Raw genomic sequence first — 17024 nt, forward strand, 5'->3', positions numbered from 1 at the left:
ACCTGCCATCAAACTATTTGCTGACTGCTGCCCATTATGAAGCTGGCAGCCTCTCTGTGAAGCGATAATAATTGGATACTTCTATCAATTAATTTGAAGGCAACCACCATGTGGTCCGAATACTCCCTGGATGTGGTCGATGCCGTCGCACGCCATGGCAGCTTCAGCGCCGCCGCCCAGGAATTGCACCGTGTGCCGTCGGCCATCAGCTACACGGTGCGTCAGTTGGAAGAGTGGCTGGCCGTGCCCTTGTTCGTGCGGCGCCATCGCGACGTCGAGCTCACCGCGGCCGGCCGTCTATTTATAGACGAAGCCCGCGGCGTGATGAAAACCATGCTCGGTACACGGCGCCTGTGCCAGCAAGTGGCCAATGGCTGGAGCGGCCAGTTGAAGGTCGCGGTGGACTCCATCGTCAAACCCCAGCGCTGCCGGCAACTGGTGCTGGATTTCTATCGGCAGTTCCCTGACGTGGAATTGCTGCTGGAGTACGAGGTGTACAACGGCGTGTGGGACGCCCTCGCCGATGAGCGCACCGACATCGTGATCGGCGCCACCAGCGCGGTGCCGGTGGCGAGTCACTTCACATTTCGCGATATGGGCCTGTTGAACTGGTTGTGCGTGGTCAGCGCGAAACATCCGCTGGCGGCGCAGGATGGTTTGCTCAGTGACGATCAACTGCGCCCGTTCGCGTCCCTGTGCATGACCGACACCTCGCGCAACCTGCCCAAGCGCGATACCTGGACCCTGGATAACCAGCGTCGGCTGGTGGTACCGAACTGGGCCTCGGCCATTGACTGCCTGCGCGACGGCCTGTGCGTCGGCATGGCGCCGGCGCATCAGGTGTTGCCGTGGATCGAACGCGGTGAGCTGGTCGCGCTGCAACTACGCCGGCCGTTCCCGGCCAGCCCGTCATGCGTGGCCTGGGCACAGAACAAACTGTCCCCGCCGATGAGTTGGTTGCTGGACTACCTGGGGGATAGCGAGACGATGAACCAAGAGTGGTTGAATGGGAGTGACCACTGAAGATCACCGGAATCCCTTGTAGGAGGGGGCTTGCCCCCGATGGCGGTGTGTCAGTTGCAGATTGCTCGACTGATACACCGCCATCGGGAGCAAGCACCCTCCCACAGGGGATCTCATTTCAATCCAGCAAGCGGGTGATGGCCCGCACGATCATCTCGACCTCCTTGGCCTCCAGGGTCAGCGGCGGCAGCAGGCGAATCACCTTGCCCCGCGTCACGTTGATCAACAACCCATGTTCCTCGGCGGCGCGCAGGGCCAGCTCGCGACACGGGTCTGCCAGCTCGATGCCGATCATCAAGCCCTTGCCGCGAATCGCCAGGACCTGCGGGTGCTCATCCAACTCCACCCGTAAGCGGGCCAACAAGCGCTCGCCCTGTTGCGCGGCGTTCTGCAGCAGGCCTTGTTCTTCAATGATCTCCAGCACGGTGCAACCCACCCGGCAGGCCAATGGGTTACCGCCGAACGTGCTGCCGTGGCTGCCCGGGGTGAACAAGTCGGCCGCCACGTTCCTGGCCAGGCAGGCACCGATGGGCACGCCGTTGCCGAGGCCTTTGGCCAGGGTCATCACGTCCGGCACGATGCCCTCGTGCTGGAAGGCAAACCAGGCGCCGGTGCGGCCGATGCCGGTCTGGATTTCATCGAGCATCATCAGCCAGCCGTGGCGCGTGCAGTGAGCGCGCAGGGCTTTCAGGTAACCCGGCGGCGCCACTTGCACCCCGCTTTCGCCCTGGATCGGTTCCAGCAAGACCGCTGCGATGCGCGTGCCGAACGTTTGCGTGATCGCCTCCAGCGCCGCCAGGTCGCCGAAGCCGACCTTGAGAAAATCCCCCGGCAAGCGCTGGAACCCCAAGCGTACCGAAGGCCCGTCGCTGGCCGCCATGGTGCCCAGCGTGCGGCCGTGGAAGGCGTTTTCCATCACCACCACCAACGGCGCCTCGATGCCTTTTTTCCAGCCGTGCAGCCGCGCCAGTTTTAGCGCGGTCTCGTTGGCTTCGGCGCCGGAGTTGTTGAAAAACGCACGATCGAGGCCCGACAGTTGGGTCAGACGCAGGGCCAAGCGTTGTTGCCAATCGATGCTGTAGAGGTTGGAGGTGTGCAACAGCAACCCGGCCTGTTCGCTGATGGCTGTCACCAGTTTCGGATGGGAGTGTCCGACGTTGGTCACGGCCACGCCTGCCACGGCGTCCAGGTATTCGCGCCCCTGCTGGTCCCACAGGCGCGTGCCCAGGCCACGCGCAAAGCTCAAGGCCAAGGGTTGGTAAGTGGTCATCAGGCAAGCGGCGGTCATGGTGGCAAGCTCCAGTGCTGGGTTGGGATGGGTCCAGTATCGTTAGCCACCCAAGCTGGATAAACTGTGCTTTTCTGCAATGACTTTAAACCAGGGCTTGATAATGGATCTGTTCCAGGCGATGTCGGTGTATGTGAAAGTGGTCGAGACCGGCAGCATGACCGCCGCGGCCCATGCCAGTGGGATGTCGACCACCATGGTCGGCAACCACTTGCGCGCCCTGGAGCAACGCCTGGGGGTCAGCCTGCTCAAGCGCACCACGCGCAAGCAAAGCCTCACGGAATTCGGCGGGCAGTATTACCAGCGCTGCCTGGAAGTGCTGGGGCTGGTGGCCGACTCCGAGCAATTGGCCGAACAGGCCCACAGCGACGTGCCCAAGGGCACCCTGCGCATCACCGCCCCGCCCGCCTTCGGCACCGAACGCCTGGCGCCGGCCTTGAGCGAATTTTCCCAACGTTACCCGCTGATCAAGCTGTACGTGGTGCTCAGCAATCAACGCATGGACCTGGTCGACAGCGGCTTCGACGTGGCCATCCGCCTGGGCGAGCTGGAACCCTCAAGCCTGATCGCCCGGCCCCTGCAGGACTACACCATCACCCTGTGCGCCGCGCCGGATTACCTGGCGCGACGCGGCACGCCGCAAACGCCCGAGGATCTGCAACAACACGACTGCCTGGCCTTCGCCTACCCATCCGGCGACGATTGGCGTAACGCCGACAAACTGTGGCGCATGAGCGACGCGGACGGCGAAGTGGAGATTCCGGTGTCCGGCTCGCTGACCATCAACAGCTCGCAAGCCCTGCGCCAGGCGGCGGTGCAAGGCATGGGCATCGTCATGCTGCCCGATGCCCTGGTGCAGCCCGACCTGCAGAGCGGGAAGCTGGTGGCCTTGCTGACCGCCTATCAACTGCCCCGCCGCCCCATGCATTTGCTGTACGGCCAGGATCGTTACCGCCTGCCTAAACTGCGGGCGTTCGTGGATTTTGCCCTGGAGAAATGGGCGCGCTAAAAGCCCACGCCCAATTCACGCAGACGCTCAGCGGTGCGCTCGGCGCAAACGTGGTGAATGCCTTGCCAGCCCAGCGCGATAGCCGCGTCGATATTGCCCGCGACATCATCGATGAACACCACTTCGGCAGGCTGGATATCCGGCAGATGAGCGCGCACCTGGCCGAGGCTGGCGTGATAGATCGCGGCATCGGGCTTGATCAGCTTCAACTCGCCGGAGACCACGATATCGCGAAAACACTGCAGGAACGGGTAGTTGGCCCGCGCATAGGGGAACGTCTCGGCCGACCAATTGGTGAGCCCGAACAGCGGCACGTCGGCCTGATGCAGCGCCTTGAGAATGGCCACGCCCTCGGGCAACGGCCCGCGCAGCATTTCATGCCAGCGGTCGTAGTAGGCCGTGATCAAGGGTTCGTGCTGGGGATATTGCGCGACCAGGCTGCGCGTCGCCTCGGCCAGGGTGCGACCGGCGTCTTGCTCGGTGTTCCAGGCCTGGGTGCAGATGTTGTCGAGGAACCATTGCCGCTCCTCATCATCGGCGATCAGCTGGCGGTACAGGTGCTGCGGGCTCCAATCGAACAGGACACCGCCAAAATCAAAAACGACTGCACGAATCGTCATCAGATCCTCCGTTAGCGTGAGTTGATAGCGGATGGAGTCTGGCAGATCGCAATGGCTTTACACACAACGAATGTGGGAGCGGGCTTGCTCGCGATGGCGGTTTGTCAGTGCCGGAGGTTTCGGCTGACCCACTGCAATCGCGGGCAAGCCCGCTCCCACATGTTTTTCGAGGGTGTTTAGGCTTGGACCAGACCGTTGATCTTCACGGTCGGATTCACATCAGCCTCGTAGTCCACGCCGTCGATCTCAAAGCCGAACAAGCGCAGGAACTCAGCCTTGTAGCCGGCAAAATCGCTGATCTCGTTGACGTTGTCGTCGGTGACCTGATTCCACAGCGCAGCCACGGCGTCCTGGACTTTCGGTTGCAGCTCGGCCAGGTCGGCACGCAGGCGGCCGTCGGCGTCGAGCTTCGGCTCGCGGCCGTACAGGCTGTCCTTGAACAGGCCATAGACCTGCTCGATGCAACCTTCGTGAGTGCCCTGCTCTTTCATCACTTTGAACAGCAACGACAGGTACAGCGGCATGATCGGGATCGCCGAGCTGGCCTGGGTGACCACAGCCTTGAGCACCGACACGCGGGCGTCGCCCTTCAGTGCGGCCAGGTTGTTGCGCAGGGTCAGGACTTTCTTGTCCAGGTCCTTCTTGGCTTCGCCGATGGAGCCGTTCCAGTAGATATCCTGGGTCAGCTTCTCGCCGAGGTAGGTGAACGCTGTGGTCTTGGCGCCTTCGGCCAGCACGTCCGCTTCACGCAGGGCGTCGATCCACAGCTGCCAGTCTTCGCCGCCCATGACTTTCACGGTGCCGTCGATTTCTTCCTGGGTGGCCGGCTCAAGGGTGGTGTCGACGACAACGCCCTTGTCGGTGTTGATCCCGCGCAGGGTCACGGCCTTGCCGATCGGCTTGAGCGTGGAGTTGTGCACCACGCCCTGCGGGTCGGTGCGGCGTGGCGCGGCCAGGCTGTAGACCACCAGGTCGATCTTGCCCAGGTCTTTCTTGATGGTCTCGATGGTCAGGCGCTTGATCTCGTCAGAGAACGCGTCGCCGTTGATGCTCTTGGCGTACAGGCCTTTTTCGACGGCAAACTTCTCGAACGCGGCGCTGTTGTACCAGCCAGCGGAGCTCAGCTTGCCTTCTTCGCCTTCTTTCTCAAAAAACACGCCCAGGGTATCGGCGCCGCAGCCAAACGCAGCACTGATGCGCGCGGCCAGGCCGTAACCGGTGGAAGCACCGAGGACCAGCACCTTTTTCGGGCCGCCTTCGATGACGCCGTGTTGGGTGACGTAGTCGATCTGTTCCTTGACGTTCGCTTCACAGCCAACAGGGTGAGCGGTCACACAGATAAAGCCACGAACCCGCGGTTTGATGATCATAAAATTTCTGCCTCTTCCAAGGTGCCGAAGGCCAATGGTGGCCATTCAACGTAATCGTACCGGTCTATGACGTCCAAAAAACCGAAGCGTCACGATAGTCGCAAATCTTCTGTTTACAAAATCCAATCCAAAACGCGCCGCGCAAGCCGCGCCGAGGGTTAAAAACTGTGTCAGCTCTTCACAATTTCGTAATATTTAAAACGCCCATCGACCTGAGAACGCCTTATCATGACGAGGTTGTTTCAATATGTTTCGCAACCCCACCACTCGCAGCCACGCATATAGACCTGTCGAATGGCGTCCAGCTGGAGCTGAGTTTCATGAGTCAATCTGCGTTACGCAAAAAAGCCGTGTCGTTCGCCTGGGCATTCGGCATCCTGCTGATTATTTACCTCTTTCCCCTGACCACCGTGGTGTTCCTCGGCCTCGTGCTGGTCTGCGGTATTTATGATTTCCTGCGTAACGGCCTGTATGACCGCGACACCTTCAAGAAATACTTCATCGGCAGCGGCCGCAATACCTGGCTGCTGGCACCGTTCAACACCCTGTTCGACCTGCTGAGCAGCCGCAACCGCCACGTCTACACGATGCGCGACCTGCCGCCCGCCTGGCGTGAAGACCTGCAACAGGTGATCGACGACGCCATGGCCCACAAGGATGAAATCATCGGCTACCTGGACGAACGCATGGCCGAGAAGAAACGCGGCATGCTGTTTTTCCAATGGTACGGCCGGCCGATCGAAACCACCCTGGACATCCCGGAACTGCGCAAGAAATTGCCGTTCGTGAAGACCATCGGCGTGTCGGTGTTCAACGAAAACCGTTCGACCTCCTTCCACTTCGGCCCCCTGCGCATGATGTTCCGGGTGCTCTATAACATGGCGCCGGCGCCCCACCACGAGGGCGTTTACATCCAGGTGGGCAAGCACAAGCATTACTGGCACGATGACCCACTGTTTATCTTCGATGACACGCTGATGCATGCGTCCTTCAACAAGAACGATGCCAAGCGCTACTGCCTGTTCATTGATATCGTGCGGCCGACCGCGTTGCCCGCCGTCCTCAATGCCGTGATCACAGGGTTTGCCGGCCTGGTGTTCACGCTGCGTCGGGTTTTCTACAAAAACTGGAAGCTGATCCAGTAGGTTCTGCGGCATGATGGGGCTGGACAGTATTTGCGTAGCGCCTGCGGGCCAGCGAAAATAGCCGTCTCGTGCGACCGTATCCGGCGCCCATTCTTCTCAAGCCATCGCCCCCATGACGGGCGCGGTGGCTGTGCTTTCAAGGAATCAGAATGCCCCAACGTCAAGTCATCAATGCCTCCGTCAGCCCCAAGGGCAGCCTCGAAACACTCTCCCAGCGTGAAGTCCAGCAACTGAGCGAAGCCGGCTCCGGCAGCATCTATACCCTGTTCCGCCAGTGCGCCCTGGCCATCCTCAACACCGGCGCGCACATCGACAACGCCAAGACCATCCTCGACGCCTATAAAGACTTTGAAGTGCGTATCCACCAGCAGGATCGCGGCGTGCGCCTGGAACTGCTGAACGCCCCGGCCGACGCCTTCGTCGATGGCGAAATGATCGCCAGTACCCGCGAAATGCTGTTCAGCGCCCTGCGCGACATCGTCTACACCGAGAACGAACTGGACAGCCAGCGCATCGACCTGAGCAACTCCCAGGGCATCACCGACTACGTGTTCCACCTGTTGCGCAACGCGCGCACGCTGCGCCCGGGTGTCGAGCCGAAGATCGTGGTGTGCTGGGGCGGGCACTCGATCAACACCGAAGAATACAAATACACCAAGAAAGTCGGCCACGAACTGGGCCTGCGCAGCCTCGACGTCTGCACCGGTTGCGGCCCCGGCGTGATGAAAGGCCCGATGAAGGGCGCGACCATTTCCCACGCCAAGCAACGCATCAACGGCGGGCGCTACCTGGGCCTGACCGAGCCGGGCATCATCGCTGCGGAAGCACCGAACCCGATCGTCAATGAGCTGGTGATCCTGCCGGACATCGAGAAGCGCCTGGAAGCCTTCGTGCGCGTCGGCCACGGCATCATCATCTTCCCGGGCGGCGCCGGCACGGCGGAAGAGTTCCTCTACCTGCTGGGCATCCTGATGCACCCGGACAACCGCGGCCTGCCGTTCCCGGTCATCCTCACCGGGCCAAAGCACGCCGCACCGTACCTGCAACAGTTGCACGCATTCGTCGGCGCCACCCTCGGCGAGGCCGCGCAGGCGCACTACCAGATCATCATCGACGATCCGGCCGAAGTGGCCCGCCAGATGACCGCCGGGCTCAAGGCCGTCAAGCAGTTCCGCCGCGAGCGTAACGATGCGTTCCACTTCAACTGGCTGTTGAAGATCGACGAAGGCTTCCAGCGCCCGTTCGACCCGACCCACGAAAACATGGCCAGCCTGCAACTGAGCCACGCGCTGCCACCCCATGAACTGGCGGCCAACCTGCGTCGCGCGTTCTCGGGGATTGTGGCGGGCAACGTCAAGGACAAGGGCATTCGCCTGATCGAGCAGAACGGCCCTTACCAGATCCATGGCGACCCGGCCATCATGAAGCCGCTGGATGAACTGCTGCAGGCGTTCGTCGCCCAGCACCGCATGAAGTTGCCGGGTGGCGCGGCATATGTGCCGTGTTACCGCGTGGTGCAATAAGTCAGCACACATGCTGTAGCGCTTTAACCTTGTGTTCAGGCTTGTCGGCGGGAGACGTCGGGCTATCGTTTTTACGAAGCCCGACTGACCCACACCGAGGAGCGACCTATGGACCAACGGATCTTGTTCTCCCAGACGCCTTACCCTAATGTAAGGAGCATCTCGATGGAGACCTTCAATATGGCGACCGCCACGCTGACTTCAAAAGGACAAATCACCATCCCCGTCCAGGTCAGGACAGCCCTGGGCCTGGAAACGGGAGACCGGGTTGAATTCGTCGAAATGGAAGACGGCAAATTTTCCATTATTGCCGCGAGCAAAACCGTTCACGACCTCAAGGGGCTGATCCGCAAGCCTGCCCAGGCCATTTCCATTGAGGACATGAACCGCGCGATTGCGGCACAGGGAGCGAAAGCCCGATGATCGGCCTGGATACCAATGTGCTGGTGCGCTATGTCACCCAGGATGATCCGGTCCAATCTGCCAAGGCATCCGAGCTGATCGAATCCCTCACCACCCTGTCGCCAGGCTTTGTCAGCCTGGTGTCGGTGGTGGAGTTGGTATGGGTGCTACAAAGTTGCTACCAGTCAGCCAAGAGCGATGTGGTGGCGGTGCTGGAAACGCTGCTGCGAACCCGTGAATTGATCGTCGAGCATGCCGAGATCATCTGGCAGGCGCTCCGGCGGTTTTCGGCGAACAAAGCCGATTTCGCCGACTGTTTGATAGCGCGCTGCGCCCACGCAGCCGGCTGCGAGTACACCGCCACCTTTGACCTCGATGCGGCCAAGAGCGCGGGCATGAAGCGACTGGCCTGAGCGGGGTTCAGCGAACCCAGCCACCATGCTGCCAGTGGTAACCGTCATTTCGTTGCACCCAATGCGGATGCACATAACGGTAGCCCTCGCGCACCGGCTCCCAATGGCCGTGTACCGCCACATAACGTCCACCGTCCCAACGCCAGTACCCGCGTGACCATACATAACCTTCACGCACCGCCGGCTCGACTTCGATCACTTGCATCGGCGGCGGTTGTGGCGCGACCACTTCCACATACTCACGTTCTACCGGTCGACGCTCATGCACGACACGCTCTTGCACACACCCGGACGCCGCGACGACCATGGCCGCCAATGCTGCATAACGTAGCAACATACAAACCCCTCGGGCGCTAACGCCCCACACCTGCCTCAGTAAAAAATGCCCCCTTGTTCCAGCCGCGCTCCTGCAAGGCCTGGGTACTTTTTAACAGGTGGTGTCTGTCGGGTTGCTGAACCTGCCGACAGTGCATCCCGAGGAACAGACGGAAGGCCGGGTCGCGATTTGAACGCTCAAACCGGGCCAAAGCACTCCAGCACAGCCTCGACAAAACGCCGCAACTTGGCGGTACGCTGGCGGTTGGCGGTGTAGACCAAATGCATGGGCCGGCTCGGCGCGTCAAAGTCCGGCAGCACTCGCACCAACTCGCCCCTGGCCAGGGCCGGGCGCAGAAAATCTTCCGGGCCGAGCACAATGCCAAACCCATCCAGCGCGGCCGACATCAAGGCCCTGCTTTCGTTGATCTGCAAACGGCTGGCAACCTGCACGGTGTGCGGGACCGAGCCCTGGTAGAACACCCATTCGCGATCCGCCGGGCGTGACCAGAAGGCGTAGCCCAGGCATTCATGCTGTTGAAGGTCCGCCGGCCACAGCGGTGTGCCTCGTGCCGCCAGGTAGGCCGGCGCCGCACAGACCACCAGACGGTACGGCGCCAATGGCCTGGCGGTCAGCCCCGTGATCGCCGGGGGGCCAATGCGGAAGGCGGCTTCGTAACCTTCCTCCACCAGGTCGACGAAACGATCGGTGAGGTGCAGGTCGATGTTCACATCGGGGTTGTCACGCAAAAACGCGGTCACCAAGGGCATCAGGCTGTAGGAGCCGAAGGTCACCGGGGCGGTGATTTTCAGCGTGCCGCGTGGGGTGTCATTCATGATCTGCGCCAGGGAATCGGCGGCCTCAGCCTCCGTCAGGATATGCTTGCAGCGCTCGTAGTACGCGCTACCCAACTCCGTCAGGCTTTGTCGGCGCGTGGTGCGATTGAGCAAGCGCGCGCCCAGGCGCTGCTCCAGCGCCGTGACATGCTTGGCCACCATCTGCGCCGACATATTCAAACGCTCGGCGGCTCGCGCATACGAGCCCAACTCGGCGGCGACCACAAAGGCATTCATGCTCGAAAGACGGTCCATCATTCTCAACTCCCAGTAACGACACTCACGCCAACACGCTCGTTTATCACCCCGTGATTGTTAATCATCATAACCGCTCCCCTACTTTGCAGGAGCAAGGCCATGAAGATTGGCGTGATTGGAGCAGGTTTCATCGGACGCGCGGTGGCCCAACTGGCGCTGGCGGCCGGTCACGAAGTGATGTTGAGCAACTCCCGCGGCCCGCAGTCCATGAGCAGCGTACTCAGCGGCATCTGGGGCGTTAAAGTGGGCAGCGCGCAAGACGCAGCCAGATTTGGCGACGTGGTCCTCGTGGCGATCCCCCTGGAACATTACCGCAGCGTGCCCGCGCAGTGGCTGGAAGGCAAAACAGTGATGGACGCCAACAATTACTACCCCGAGCGCGATGGGCATATCCCTGAGTTGGACCGTTTTGAAACCACCACCAGCCGGCTGCTCGCCGAGCATTTGCCGCATTCCCATGTGGTGAAGGTATTCAACGCGATCTTTGCACCGGACCTGACGCGGGACGCCCGCCCTCACGGCGCCCCCGACCGCCGCGCACTGCCGGTGGCGGCAGATGACGCCGCGGCGAAAGCGCAAGTGATCGAGTTACTCGACGAACTCGGTTTCGACGCCGTGGATGCCGGTGGGCTGGATGAAAGCTGGCGCTTCGAGCGGGCCAAACCGGCCTATTGCGTTGTGCTGGACCGAGCCGGCTTGACGGCGGCGCTGGCGGCAGCCGAACGAACGGTTGAACTGCCTGCGGTGGAGCGCACCCACCCCCGCGCATAAACATGCGCCCACAAAAAGCCCGCTGAGCGTTATCGGCTCAGCGGGCTTTTTTTGACCGATCGGCCCCAGTCTCAGGGCCTGGTCTTACAGCGCCAGATCAGACGCCGGCTTGCTCGGCTCAGCCGCAGGCTTGGCAGCCTCGGTGGCCTTGGGAGCGGTCATCTGCGGAATTGCAGGTGGTGGAGTCAGTTGCAGGATACCGGCGGTGTAGGCCCATTCCTTGGCAACAGCCTCAGGATTGTCGTTCAGCTTGGTGCCGTAGCTTGGCACGATCTGATGCAGTTTTTCCTGCCAGGCCGGGGTCGCGACCTTGTCCTTGAACACTTTCTGCAGCACGGTCAGCATGATCGGCGCCGCGGTCGACGCGCCTGGCGATGCACCCAACAGGCCGGCGATGGTGTTGTCGGCGGAGCTGACCACTTCGGTGCCGAGTTTCAGCACGCCGCCCTGCTCTTCGTCACGCTTGATGATCTGCACACGCTGGCCGGCTTGCCACAGGCGCCAGTCGGACTGCTTGGCGTTCGGGAAGTACTCTTGCAGTGCCTTGAAGCGGTCGTCATCCGACAGCATCAGTTGGCCCGCGAGGTACTCGACCAGCGGGTATTCGCGAATACCGACTTTGGTCATCGGCCAGATGTTGTGGGTAGTGGTGCTGGTCAGCAGGTCCAGGTACGAGCCTTCTTTCAGGAACTTGGTGGAGAAGGTCGCGAACGGGCCAAACAGAATCACGCGCTTGCCATCCAGCACGCGGGTGTCCAGGTGCGGCACCGACATCGGCGGCGCGCCCACCGAAGCTTTACCGTAGGCCTTGGCCAGGTGTTGCTCGGCGATGGTTGGGTTATCGGTCACCAGGAACGAACCACCCACCGGGAAGCCCGCGTATTCCTTGGCTTCAGGAATGCCCGACTTTTGCAGCAGGTGCAGGGCACCGCCGCCGGCGCCGATGAACACGAACTTGGCGTCGGTTTCGGTCTTGCTGCCATCTTTCAGGTTTTTGTAGCTGACACGCCACGAACCGTCAGCGTTCTTGGTGATGTCCTGCACTTCGCTCGACAGTTTCAGGTCGAACTTAGGCGTGGTTTGCAGGTGAGCGACGAACTGGCGGGTGATCTCGCCGAAGTTCATGTCCGTACCCAGCGGGCTCCAGGTGGCCGCGATTTTCTGGTTCGGGTCACGCCCTTCCATCATCAGCGGAACCCACTTGGCGATCTGCGCCGGGTCTTCGGAATACTGCATGCCAGCGAACAGCGGGCTCGCTTGCAAGGCTTCGTAACGCTTTTTCAGGAACTTGATGTTGTCATCGCCCCACACAAAGCTCATGTGCGGAGTGGAGTTGATGAACGAACGCGGGTTCTTCAGCACGCCCTGCTGGACCTGCCAGGACCAGAACTGGCGGGAGATCTGGAACGCTTCGTTGATTTCGACCGCTTTCGGGATCTCAACGTTGCCGTTCTTGTCTTCCGGGGTGTAGTTCAGCTCGGCGAGGGCCGAGTGACCGGTACCGGCGTTGTTCCAGCCGTTGGAGCTTTCTTCGGCGACGCCGTCGAGGCGCTCGACCATTTCCATCGACCAGCCCGGCTCCAGCTCGTTGAGCCAGACACCCAGGGTCGCACTCATGATGCCGCCGCCGATCAGCAGTACATCGACTTTCTTTGTCTCTTCCGCATGAACGGACGTGATCCCCATCGACAAAGCCAGCCCCAGCAGGGCCGTGTTTACTTTCTTAAACATCAGTAGCACCTATGATAAAACGCCATCCGCCCCACTGCCCCTGAGCCCGGGCAACCCTCGATCACGCGGCGTCAAGCAACGCAGCGCCGGGTTTGCACATTCACTCAAGGACCGCAGGGTGGGCACACAAGGCCGACGTATCGACCTCACTTTTATGTCCCTTCTGCGCTGACTTCTTATCATTATTGGCTTCAGCTACCTGGGCGACAGCCAGCCGCCGGGACGTATACGGGTGTACGTTCCGGAGAAAGACTAGACCGAGATGGCGCGCAGAATATCACGCCAACCGGCGATCATGCGCTGTTTGGCTAATTGACAGCTCTAAAATAGGCGTTTTGGCAAGGCTGATCGGGGTGAGTGTCAAGCCTGACAGACGCGACGTGACGTCACAGACATGGCTATTTGATAGCGGCGGTTCAATCAACACATCCCTGACTGCCCCACCACCCCATCAGTCATCCTGCAACAACCCAGAACCATACTCACCATAACTACTACCCAGCCCACTGCCGCCAAAATTCATCTTGGCGGCCTTGTTGGGGCTGTGGTCACCAAACGCCTGGCATCCCCCTGCAAAACAAGGGTCGCGACTCACGCCCGACGAATCCGACGAACAAGCGCTCAACAGCAACGCGCCGGCGATCATCACGACTTTGACAAGGTTCGAGATCATTTTTTCAGTTCCCTGTGGGTTCGGGGGTTTCCCATAGAGATGATCGTAGGCCTCAACGGCACAGGGAATGATGAAACTTCGCCGGAAGACAGAATGGGTTCAGGTTGCCGCCTTGGGCTAAGGCGGCGGAGGTCGATTGTCAGGCTGTAGCCGGGCTGATGACACGAGCGACTTGGTCATGGGCCCGGTCAACGAGTAGAGCGCTCAGGTCGATCAGTTGTTGAATGCCCAAGACAATGGAGCGCTGGGACTCGTCGAGGTTGAAAGCCACGGTAGCGGCCATTTCGCTGGCGGACGCAAGGTTTTCGGAAGCGTTGGCCAGGAGGGTTTCGGTGTCTATGTCGGGGCTGACGAGGAATAGGTTGTGGGTTGGGTGTTCGTCAGGCGCATTGTCGGTGGATTGAGGCAAGTCACGAGCAATGGCACGTTGAGCTGTGGCGTGAAGCTTGGTATCGACGGGCGAAGGGTCGCGATCAATAGAGAGACTGGGCGTGTTGCTGTGCATGGGCGAAGCTCCAAATAGTGACGGGAGTTAAAACGCCTTTAGCGATACGGACTTCCACCTCCGGCCGCTGGATTGGCAGCGGCTTGAGGAGGTTAGCGGCGGGAGGTTTGAGGAGCAAGTCGAGAAGAATGCGGGATATTTCACCGACATTCCCGGCATATTCCACACATGGCAACGCCCCGCTCGAAGTGGTGAAGAGCACGGTATACACCTCCCCGACACCTAAGAAACATCCCCGATAAACTACGCCATTCGCCTCGTTGACTCAGATTGCCAATGTCCCTACAGACAGGTCCACTTTCCCGCCGTTTCTCTGTCGCGCCGATGATGGATTGGAACTGCTAAACCCCAGAGCCTTTAAAACCGAGACCTGCAGCATTCCTTGGTGCCGCCTGTACCAATTATGTACCACTGAGATCTGTCAGGAACGAGCTGCAATCGACCAGCGATATGTATAATTGATGTTTTAACTAACCTCAGGCAGAAGAATGGACGAATCAACCGTAAATAAATTGCTTTCTGCCATTCCAGGAGCTAAACGCGCTGCACAAGGTGTGATCGTCCCAGGTGACGACGGGATGTTTTTTCATATATTTGATGTAATTGATGAGAAATCGCTTGAGGGGCTTACCCAGGATGAATCATTTTTTATTGCATTCTGCTCCAAGAGTGAAATTTTACGACTCAGAGAGCTTCGCGGAGCGCATGATTATTTGCTGCGATTAAGAGCAATGGCAATTGTTGACGCCCCCAGAGCTATACGCGTGATGAGGTCAAGAAGAAAAAAATTCGAAAGCACCGGGCGACCGTGGTCTCTAACTCACTACTACCACTCAAAAGATAGTTATCACAAATCCTACATAAGCCTACTCAATCGATCTGATGCAAAAGCCGTTAAAAACATTCCTGCTGGCCTGGCATTCGTTCCCGAAGTCAATGCCTTGTGCATTCGTTCTATTGCAGGAGACGTTGTTATTACCTCGGAAAGCCTAGAATATCTCTACTACTTCATGACCATCGCTTTCTATGGAGAACAACTCGGAATCAAAATTATCGATCAAGTGGATGCTCTAGTAATTGCCATTAGAATCATGAATGGCTCAGAGGCCTTGGATTTTGACATTGATCCTCGCGGCAACCTTGGACATGAACTTGAGCGCACACTAGTCAACCTTGTGAAAGCCCAAATGCAGTTTACTTTTGGACACGAATACGCACACCTACTTTGCGGTCATCTGTCCACAGATAATACTCCAAATGAAGCAAAATTAACTGACAACAGCTCTGGTTTGCTACGAGATCTGAAAATTTACAATCACGAGTTGGAGTATCAGGCTGACCTCTTTGCACTGAAGAACATTGAGCGCAATCAAGACGCCTTCCTTACAATTTCTCAGGGGGCATTCTCAGTTCTGCTTTACTTACATTTCCTAGAAACAGTTCGCAAGTCATGTGGTTTGAAAGAGCTTTCCGTTTCCAGTACGCACCCAACATCGCTAGACAGAATCACCAACCTTCACAAAAACCTTGGCAAGCGTTCCCCCATCACAGAAAAAAAACTTGACAGCCAGTTAGCGAAATCGGACGAACTATCGGAACTGCTTGACCTGCGGCTAAAGGGTGCCGACAGAACAGATCTTCTTACGTTTTACGGCTCGATCTACCTATCGAGTTATATATCCAGAGCAAAACTCGATCGCTATGAGTTCTAGGTTCTGTAAGAAAAGTGCATGCGCTCGATCATACTGCGTTAAAAACAGACTCGGAATGCTCATTTACAACTCGTAAACTCTGCTTCCTCACATGTTTTTGCCTTGCCTGATCATCGCTCGGCGACTTTTCGCACAGAACCTAGGTCGCTTACTGCTGCGATGGATTGGAAGCATTAAATTCCAGAGCCCCTCCGACAGAGGCTTGCAGGAGCCATTTTTTTCCGCGTACCATTTTCGTACCACCAAGGAAACTCCAATAGCAAAAATACTTTCGCTCGCAACTTCGGTACTTTGGTGTGGCTCACAGTAGCTGACTTCCACTGCTATACTTGTTTTCCGATCAAAGGAATTCACTCAATGCCAAACTTATCTGCTGAAGAAATAGAAAAGCTTTGCGATAAATGGTGTACCACATCTGTCCACCCCGAAGGAGGTTTAGTGGTCGGAGAAACGGAAAAATACCGATTACTGTCAAACGGGGTCAGGTTCCATGAACTAGACCTGCAGGGGATTTTCGCGGCATTGATAGGTCTTTCTAAAGTCCTTCTTCACCCAGGACTCAACACAGTAGTGAGGGCGAAAAGAGGACAGATTTATTTATAACATCGCTGAAAAAAAGCTAATCACCAGACAGCAAAAAGCCGCCTCATCACCTGCTAATTATTTTGCCGATATCGAAGTCAGACTACGATACCCGGCACCCGGCTTCGAGCTGGCAGAGTAAAAGCCCAGCCACACCTCACGACGACCTGCTGATTCAACCCAGCGTTCCACGGTGTAAGATGCTCCATAACCTTCCACCTTCGAGGCTGTCATGACCGGGATATCCCTAAACCTGCCGGAAGACCTGTCCAACTCTCTTGCCGACCTGGCCAAAACCAACGGCCAGACTGCGACCTACCTGGCGATGGACGTCCTCCGCGACTACATCGAGCACGAAAAAACGCTAACCGCTCAAATCGAGCTGGCGGTGAAAGAAGCCGACCAGGGCAAATTTGCCACCGATGACCAGGTAGCAGCCATGCGCGCCAGGCGCTGGAGCCGGAATGCGGGTTGAGTGGCTTGAAAAAGCACTCAAAAATCTGGAAGACGAAGCAAACTATATAGCTCTCGAAAACCCAAAAGCAGCTGACGACTTCTCCGATGCCATTTTCGCCAGCGTCGACAAACTGGCGCAGTTTCCCTCTATGGGCCGTGAAGGTCGGGTCACAAACACGCGCGAATGGGCAGTACCCAATTGGTCTTATCTGATCCCCTATCGCATACGCGGTGATCGTCTGCAGATCCTCGGCGTATTCCACACACGGCAACGTCCCCGTTCGAAGTGGTGAATGCCGCGGAACACACCTCCAGCACACCCAAGATCCATCCCTGATAAACTACGCCCCATTCGCCCCGCAAACTCAGATCCCCCCATGCCCCTACAAAC

At 58.7% G+C, this 17024-nt stretch carries 19 protein-coding genes and 1 pseudogene; 10 read left to right on the plus strand and 10 right to left on the minus strand.

The window, feature by feature from the left end:
* The first annotated feature begins 108 nt into the window (after positions 1-108).
* Positions 109-1023 carry a DNA-binding transcriptional activator PunR gene (punR, locus tag INT12_RS23125; protein WP_193040509.1) on the plus strand — a complete coding sequence of 305 codons (915 nt, stop codon included), beginning with the start codon at positions 109-111 and terminating at the stop codon, positions 1021-1023.
* A 118-nt stretch (positions 1024-1141) separates the two neighbouring features.
* Here punR and INT12_RS23130 read toward each other — a convergent pair whose 3' ends face one another.
* Complete coding sequence (locus tag INT12_RS23130) at positions 1142-2311, minus strand: aspartate aminotransferase family protein (RefSeq protein WP_193040508.1); 1170 nt, start codon at positions 2309-2311, stop codon at positions 1142-1144.
* A gap of 103 nt (positions 2312-2414) precedes the next feature.
* Between INT12_RS23130 and INT12_RS23135 the strand changes: the two genes are divergently transcribed.
* The gene (locus INT12_RS23135) at positions 2415-3320 is read left to right on the plus strand and encodes a LysR family transcriptional regulator (RefSeq protein WP_017848872.1); all 906 of its coding nucleotides are present in this window, start codon (positions 2415-2417) and stop codon (positions 3318-3320) included.
* Here INT12_RS23135 and INT12_RS23140 read toward each other — a convergent pair.
* Both INT12_RS23140 and fabV read right to left on the minus strand, forming a co-directional pair.
* Positions 3317-3940: an HAD family hydrolase gene (locus INT12_RS23140; protein ID WP_104903676.1), complete on the minus strand. Its 624-nt coding sequence runs from the start codon at positions 3938-3940 to the stop codon at positions 3317-3319. The genes INT12_RS23135 and INT12_RS23140 overlap by 4 nt on opposite strands.
* A 176-nt stretch (positions 3941-4116) precedes the next feature.
* Positions 4117-5310, minus strand: coding sequence for an enoyl-ACP reductase FabV (gene fabV / locus INT12_RS23145; RefSeq protein WP_017848874.1), 1194 nt, complete (start codon positions 5308-5310; stop codon positions 4117-4119).
* Between the two features lie 320 nt (positions 5311-5630).
* Here fabV and INT12_RS23150 point away from each other — a divergent pair, with 320 nt between their 5' ends.
* The 4 genes from INT12_RS23150 to INT12_RS23165 all read left to right on the plus strand — a co-directional run bounded on the left by INT12_RS23150 (position 5631) and on the right by INT12_RS23165 (position 8793).
* Positions 5631-6455: an aspartyl/asparaginyl beta-hydroxylase domain-containing protein gene (locus INT12_RS23150; protein WP_046490472.1), complete on the plus strand. Its 825-nt coding sequence runs from the start codon at positions 5631-5633 to the stop codon at positions 6453-6455.
* A 149-nt stretch (positions 6456-6604) separates the two neighbouring features.
* A complete protein-coding gene (ppnN, locus tag INT12_RS23155) occupies positions 6605-7978 on the plus strand; it encodes a nucleotide 5'-monophosphate nucleosidase PpnN (protein WP_046490470.1) in 1374 nt (457 codons plus the stop codon).
* Between the two features lie 165 nt (positions 7979-8143).
* Positions 8144-8401, plus strand: coding sequence for an AbrB/MazE/SpoVT family DNA-binding domain-containing protein (locus INT12_RS23160; protein ID WP_026140263.1), 258 nt, complete (start codon positions 8144-8146; stop codon positions 8399-8401).
* The gene (locus INT12_RS23165; protein ID WP_017848878.1) at positions 8398-8793 is read left to right on the plus strand and encodes a PIN domain-containing protein; all 396 of its coding nucleotides are present in this window, start codon (positions 8398-8400) and stop codon (positions 8791-8793) included. Before INT12_RS23160 ends, INT12_RS23165 begins: the two co-directional genes overlap by 4 nt.
* 7 nt (positions 8794-8800) lie before the next feature.
* Here INT12_RS23165 and INT12_RS23170 read toward each other — a convergent pair whose 3' ends face one another.
* Together INT12_RS23170 and INT12_RS23175 are read right to left on the minus strand one after the other, a co-directional pair.
* A complete protein-coding gene (locus INT12_RS23170) occupies positions 8801-9130 on the minus strand; it encodes a YXWGXW repeat-containing protein (protein ID WP_046490468.1) in 330 nt (109 codons plus the stop codon).
* Between the two features lie 176 nt (positions 9131-9306).
* Positions 9307-10203 carry a LysR family transcriptional regulator gene (locus INT12_RS23175; RefSeq protein WP_193040507.1) on the minus strand — a complete coding sequence of 299 codons (897 nt, stop codon included), beginning with the start codon at positions 10201-10203 and terminating at the stop codon, positions 9307-9309.
* A 99-nt stretch (positions 10204-10302) separates the two neighbouring features.
* Between INT12_RS23175 and INT12_RS23180 the strand changes: the two genes are divergently transcribed.
* Positions 10303-10974 (plus strand): NADPH-dependent F420 reductase, encoded by a 672-nt coding sequence (locus tag INT12_RS23180; protein WP_046384302.1) that lies wholly within the window; start codon positions 10303-10305, stop codon positions 10972-10974.
* Between the two features lie 84 nt (positions 10975-11058).
* Here the strand turns inward: INT12_RS23180 and mqo are convergent, their stop codons facing one another.
* The 4 genes from mqo to INT12_RS23200 form a co-directional block, all read right to left on the minus strand.
* Positions 11059-12705, minus strand: coding sequence for a malate dehydrogenase (quinone) (gene mqo, locus INT12_RS23185; RefSeq protein WP_046490462.1), 1647 nt, complete (start codon positions 12703-12705; stop codon positions 11059-11061).
* A gap of 451 nt (positions 12706-13156) precedes the next feature.
* Complete coding sequence (locus tag INT12_RS23190) at positions 13157-13378, minus strand: lipoprotein (protein ID WP_046384304.1); 222 nt, start codon at positions 13376-13378, stop codon at positions 13157-13159.
* A gap of 139 nt (positions 13379-13517) precedes the next feature.
* Positions 13518-13883 (minus strand): DUF6124 family protein, encoded by a 366-nt coding sequence (locus INT12_RS23195; protein ID WP_104903680.1) that lies wholly within the window; start codon positions 13881-13883, stop codon positions 13518-13520.
* Entirely contained in the window at positions 13852-14085 is a 234-nt protein-coding gene (locus INT12_RS23200; RefSeq protein ID WP_193040506.1) for a hypothetical protein, read from the minus strand. The genes INT12_RS23195 and INT12_RS23200 overlap by 32 nt, the downstream gene beginning before the upstream one ends.
* Positions 14086-14371: 286 nt before the next feature.
* Here INT12_RS23200 and INT12_RS23205 point away from each other — a divergent pair, with 286 nt between their 5' ends.
* Positions 14372-15595 (plus strand): hypothetical protein, encoded by a 1224-nt coding sequence (locus tag INT12_RS23205; protein WP_193059032.1) that lies wholly within the window; start codon positions 14372-14374, stop codon positions 15593-15595.
* Between the two features lie 148 nt (positions 15596-15743).
* Here the strand turns inward: INT12_RS23205 and INT12_RS32075 are convergent.
* Positions 15744-15884: pseudogene (locus tag INT12_RS32075) on the minus strand (hypothetical protein); the annotation flags it as partial.
* Between the two features lie 525 nt (positions 15885-16409).
* Between INT12_RS32075 and INT12_RS23210 the strand changes: the two are divergent.
* Together INT12_RS23210 and INT12_RS23215 are read left to right on the plus strand one after the other, a co-directional pair.
* Positions 16410-16652 (plus strand): CopG family ribbon-helix-helix protein, encoded by a 243-nt coding sequence (locus INT12_RS23210; RefSeq protein WP_017848887.1) that lies wholly within the window; start codon positions 16410-16412, stop codon positions 16650-16652.
* Complete coding sequence (locus INT12_RS23215; protein WP_017848888.1) at positions 16642-16926, plus strand: type II toxin-antitoxin system RelE/ParE family toxin; 285 nt, start codon at positions 16642-16644, stop codon at positions 16924-16926. The genes INT12_RS23210 and INT12_RS23215 overlap by 11 nt, the downstream gene beginning before the upstream one ends.
* The last annotated feature ends 98 nt before the right edge of the window (positions 16927-17024 follow it).

The sequence above is a fragment of the Pseudomonas sp. K8 genome, assembly GCF_014889455.1.
GTDB lineage: Bacteria > Pseudomonadota > Gammaproteobacteria > Pseudomonadales > Pseudomonadaceae > Aquipseudomonas > Aquipseudomonas veronii.

Bases quoted from the DNA above. Each gene is read 5' to 3' on its own strand.
- punR (WP_193040509.1), top strand. From the start codon at position 109: ATGTGGTCCGAATACTCCCTGGATGTGGTCGATGCCGTCGCACGCCAT.
- INT12_RS23130 (WP_193040508.1), bottom strand. From the start codon at position 2,311: ATGACCGCCGCTTGCCTGATGACCACTTACCAACCCTTGGCCTTGAGC.
- INT12_RS23135 (WP_017848872.1), top strand. From the start codon at position 2,415: ATGGATCTGTTCCAGGCGATGTCGGTGTATGTGAAAGTGGTCGAGACC.
- INT12_RS23140 (WP_104903676.1), bottom strand. From the start codon at position 3,940: ATGACGATTCGTGCAGTCGTTTTTGATTTTGGCGGTGTCCTGTTCGAT.
- fabV (WP_017848874.1), bottom strand. From the start codon at position 5,310: ATGATCATCAAACCGCGGGTTCGTGGCTTTATCTGTGTGACCGCTCAC.
- INT12_RS23150 (WP_046490472.1), top strand. From the start codon at position 5,631: ATGAGTCAATCTGCGTTACGCAAAAAAGCCGTGTCGTTCGCCTGGGCA.
- ppnN (WP_046490470.1), top strand. From the start codon at position 6,605: ATGCCCCAACGTCAAGTCATCAATGCCTCCGTCAGCCCCAAGGGCAGC.
- INT12_RS23160 (WP_026140263.1), top strand. From the start codon at position 8,144: ATGGAGACCTTCAATATGGCGACCGCCACGCTGACTTCAAAAGGACAA.
- INT12_RS23165 (WP_017848878.1), top strand. From the start codon at position 8,398: ATGATCGGCCTGGATACCAATGTGCTGGTGCGCTATGTCACCCAGGAT.
- INT12_RS23170 (WP_046490468.1), bottom strand. From the start codon at position 9,130: ATGTTGCTACGTTATGCAGCATTGGCGGCCATGGTCGTCGCGGCGTCC.
- INT12_RS23175 (WP_193040507.1), bottom strand. From the start codon at position 10,203: ATGATGGACCGTCTTTCGAGCATGAATGCCTTTGTGGTCGCCGCCGAG.
- INT12_RS23180 (WP_046384302.1), top strand. From the start codon at position 10,303: ATGAAGATTGGCGTGATTGGAGCAGGTTTCATCGGACGCGCGGTGGCC.
- mqo (WP_046490462.1), bottom strand. From the start codon at position 12,705: ATGTTTAAGAAAGTAAACACGGCCCTGCTGGGGCTGGCTTTGTCGATG.
- INT12_RS23190 (WP_046384304.1), bottom strand. From the start codon at position 13,378: ATGATCTCGAACCTTGTCAAAGTCGTGATGATCGCCGGCGCGTTGCTG.
- INT12_RS23195 (WP_104903680.1), bottom strand. From the start codon at position 13,883: ATGCACAGCAACACGCCCAGTCTCTCTATTGATCGCGACCCTTCGCCC.
- INT12_RS23205 (WP_193059032.1), top strand. From the start codon at position 14,372: ATGGACGAATCAACCGTAAATAAATTGCTTTCTGCCATTCCAGGAGCT.
- INT12_RS23210 (WP_017848887.1), top strand. From the start codon at position 16,410: ATGACCGGGATATCCCTAAACCTGCCGGAAGACCTGTCCAACTCTCTT.
- INT12_RS23215 (WP_017848888.1), top strand. From the start codon at position 16,642: ATGCGGGTTGAGTGGCTTGAAAAAGCACTCAAAAATCTGGAAGACGAA.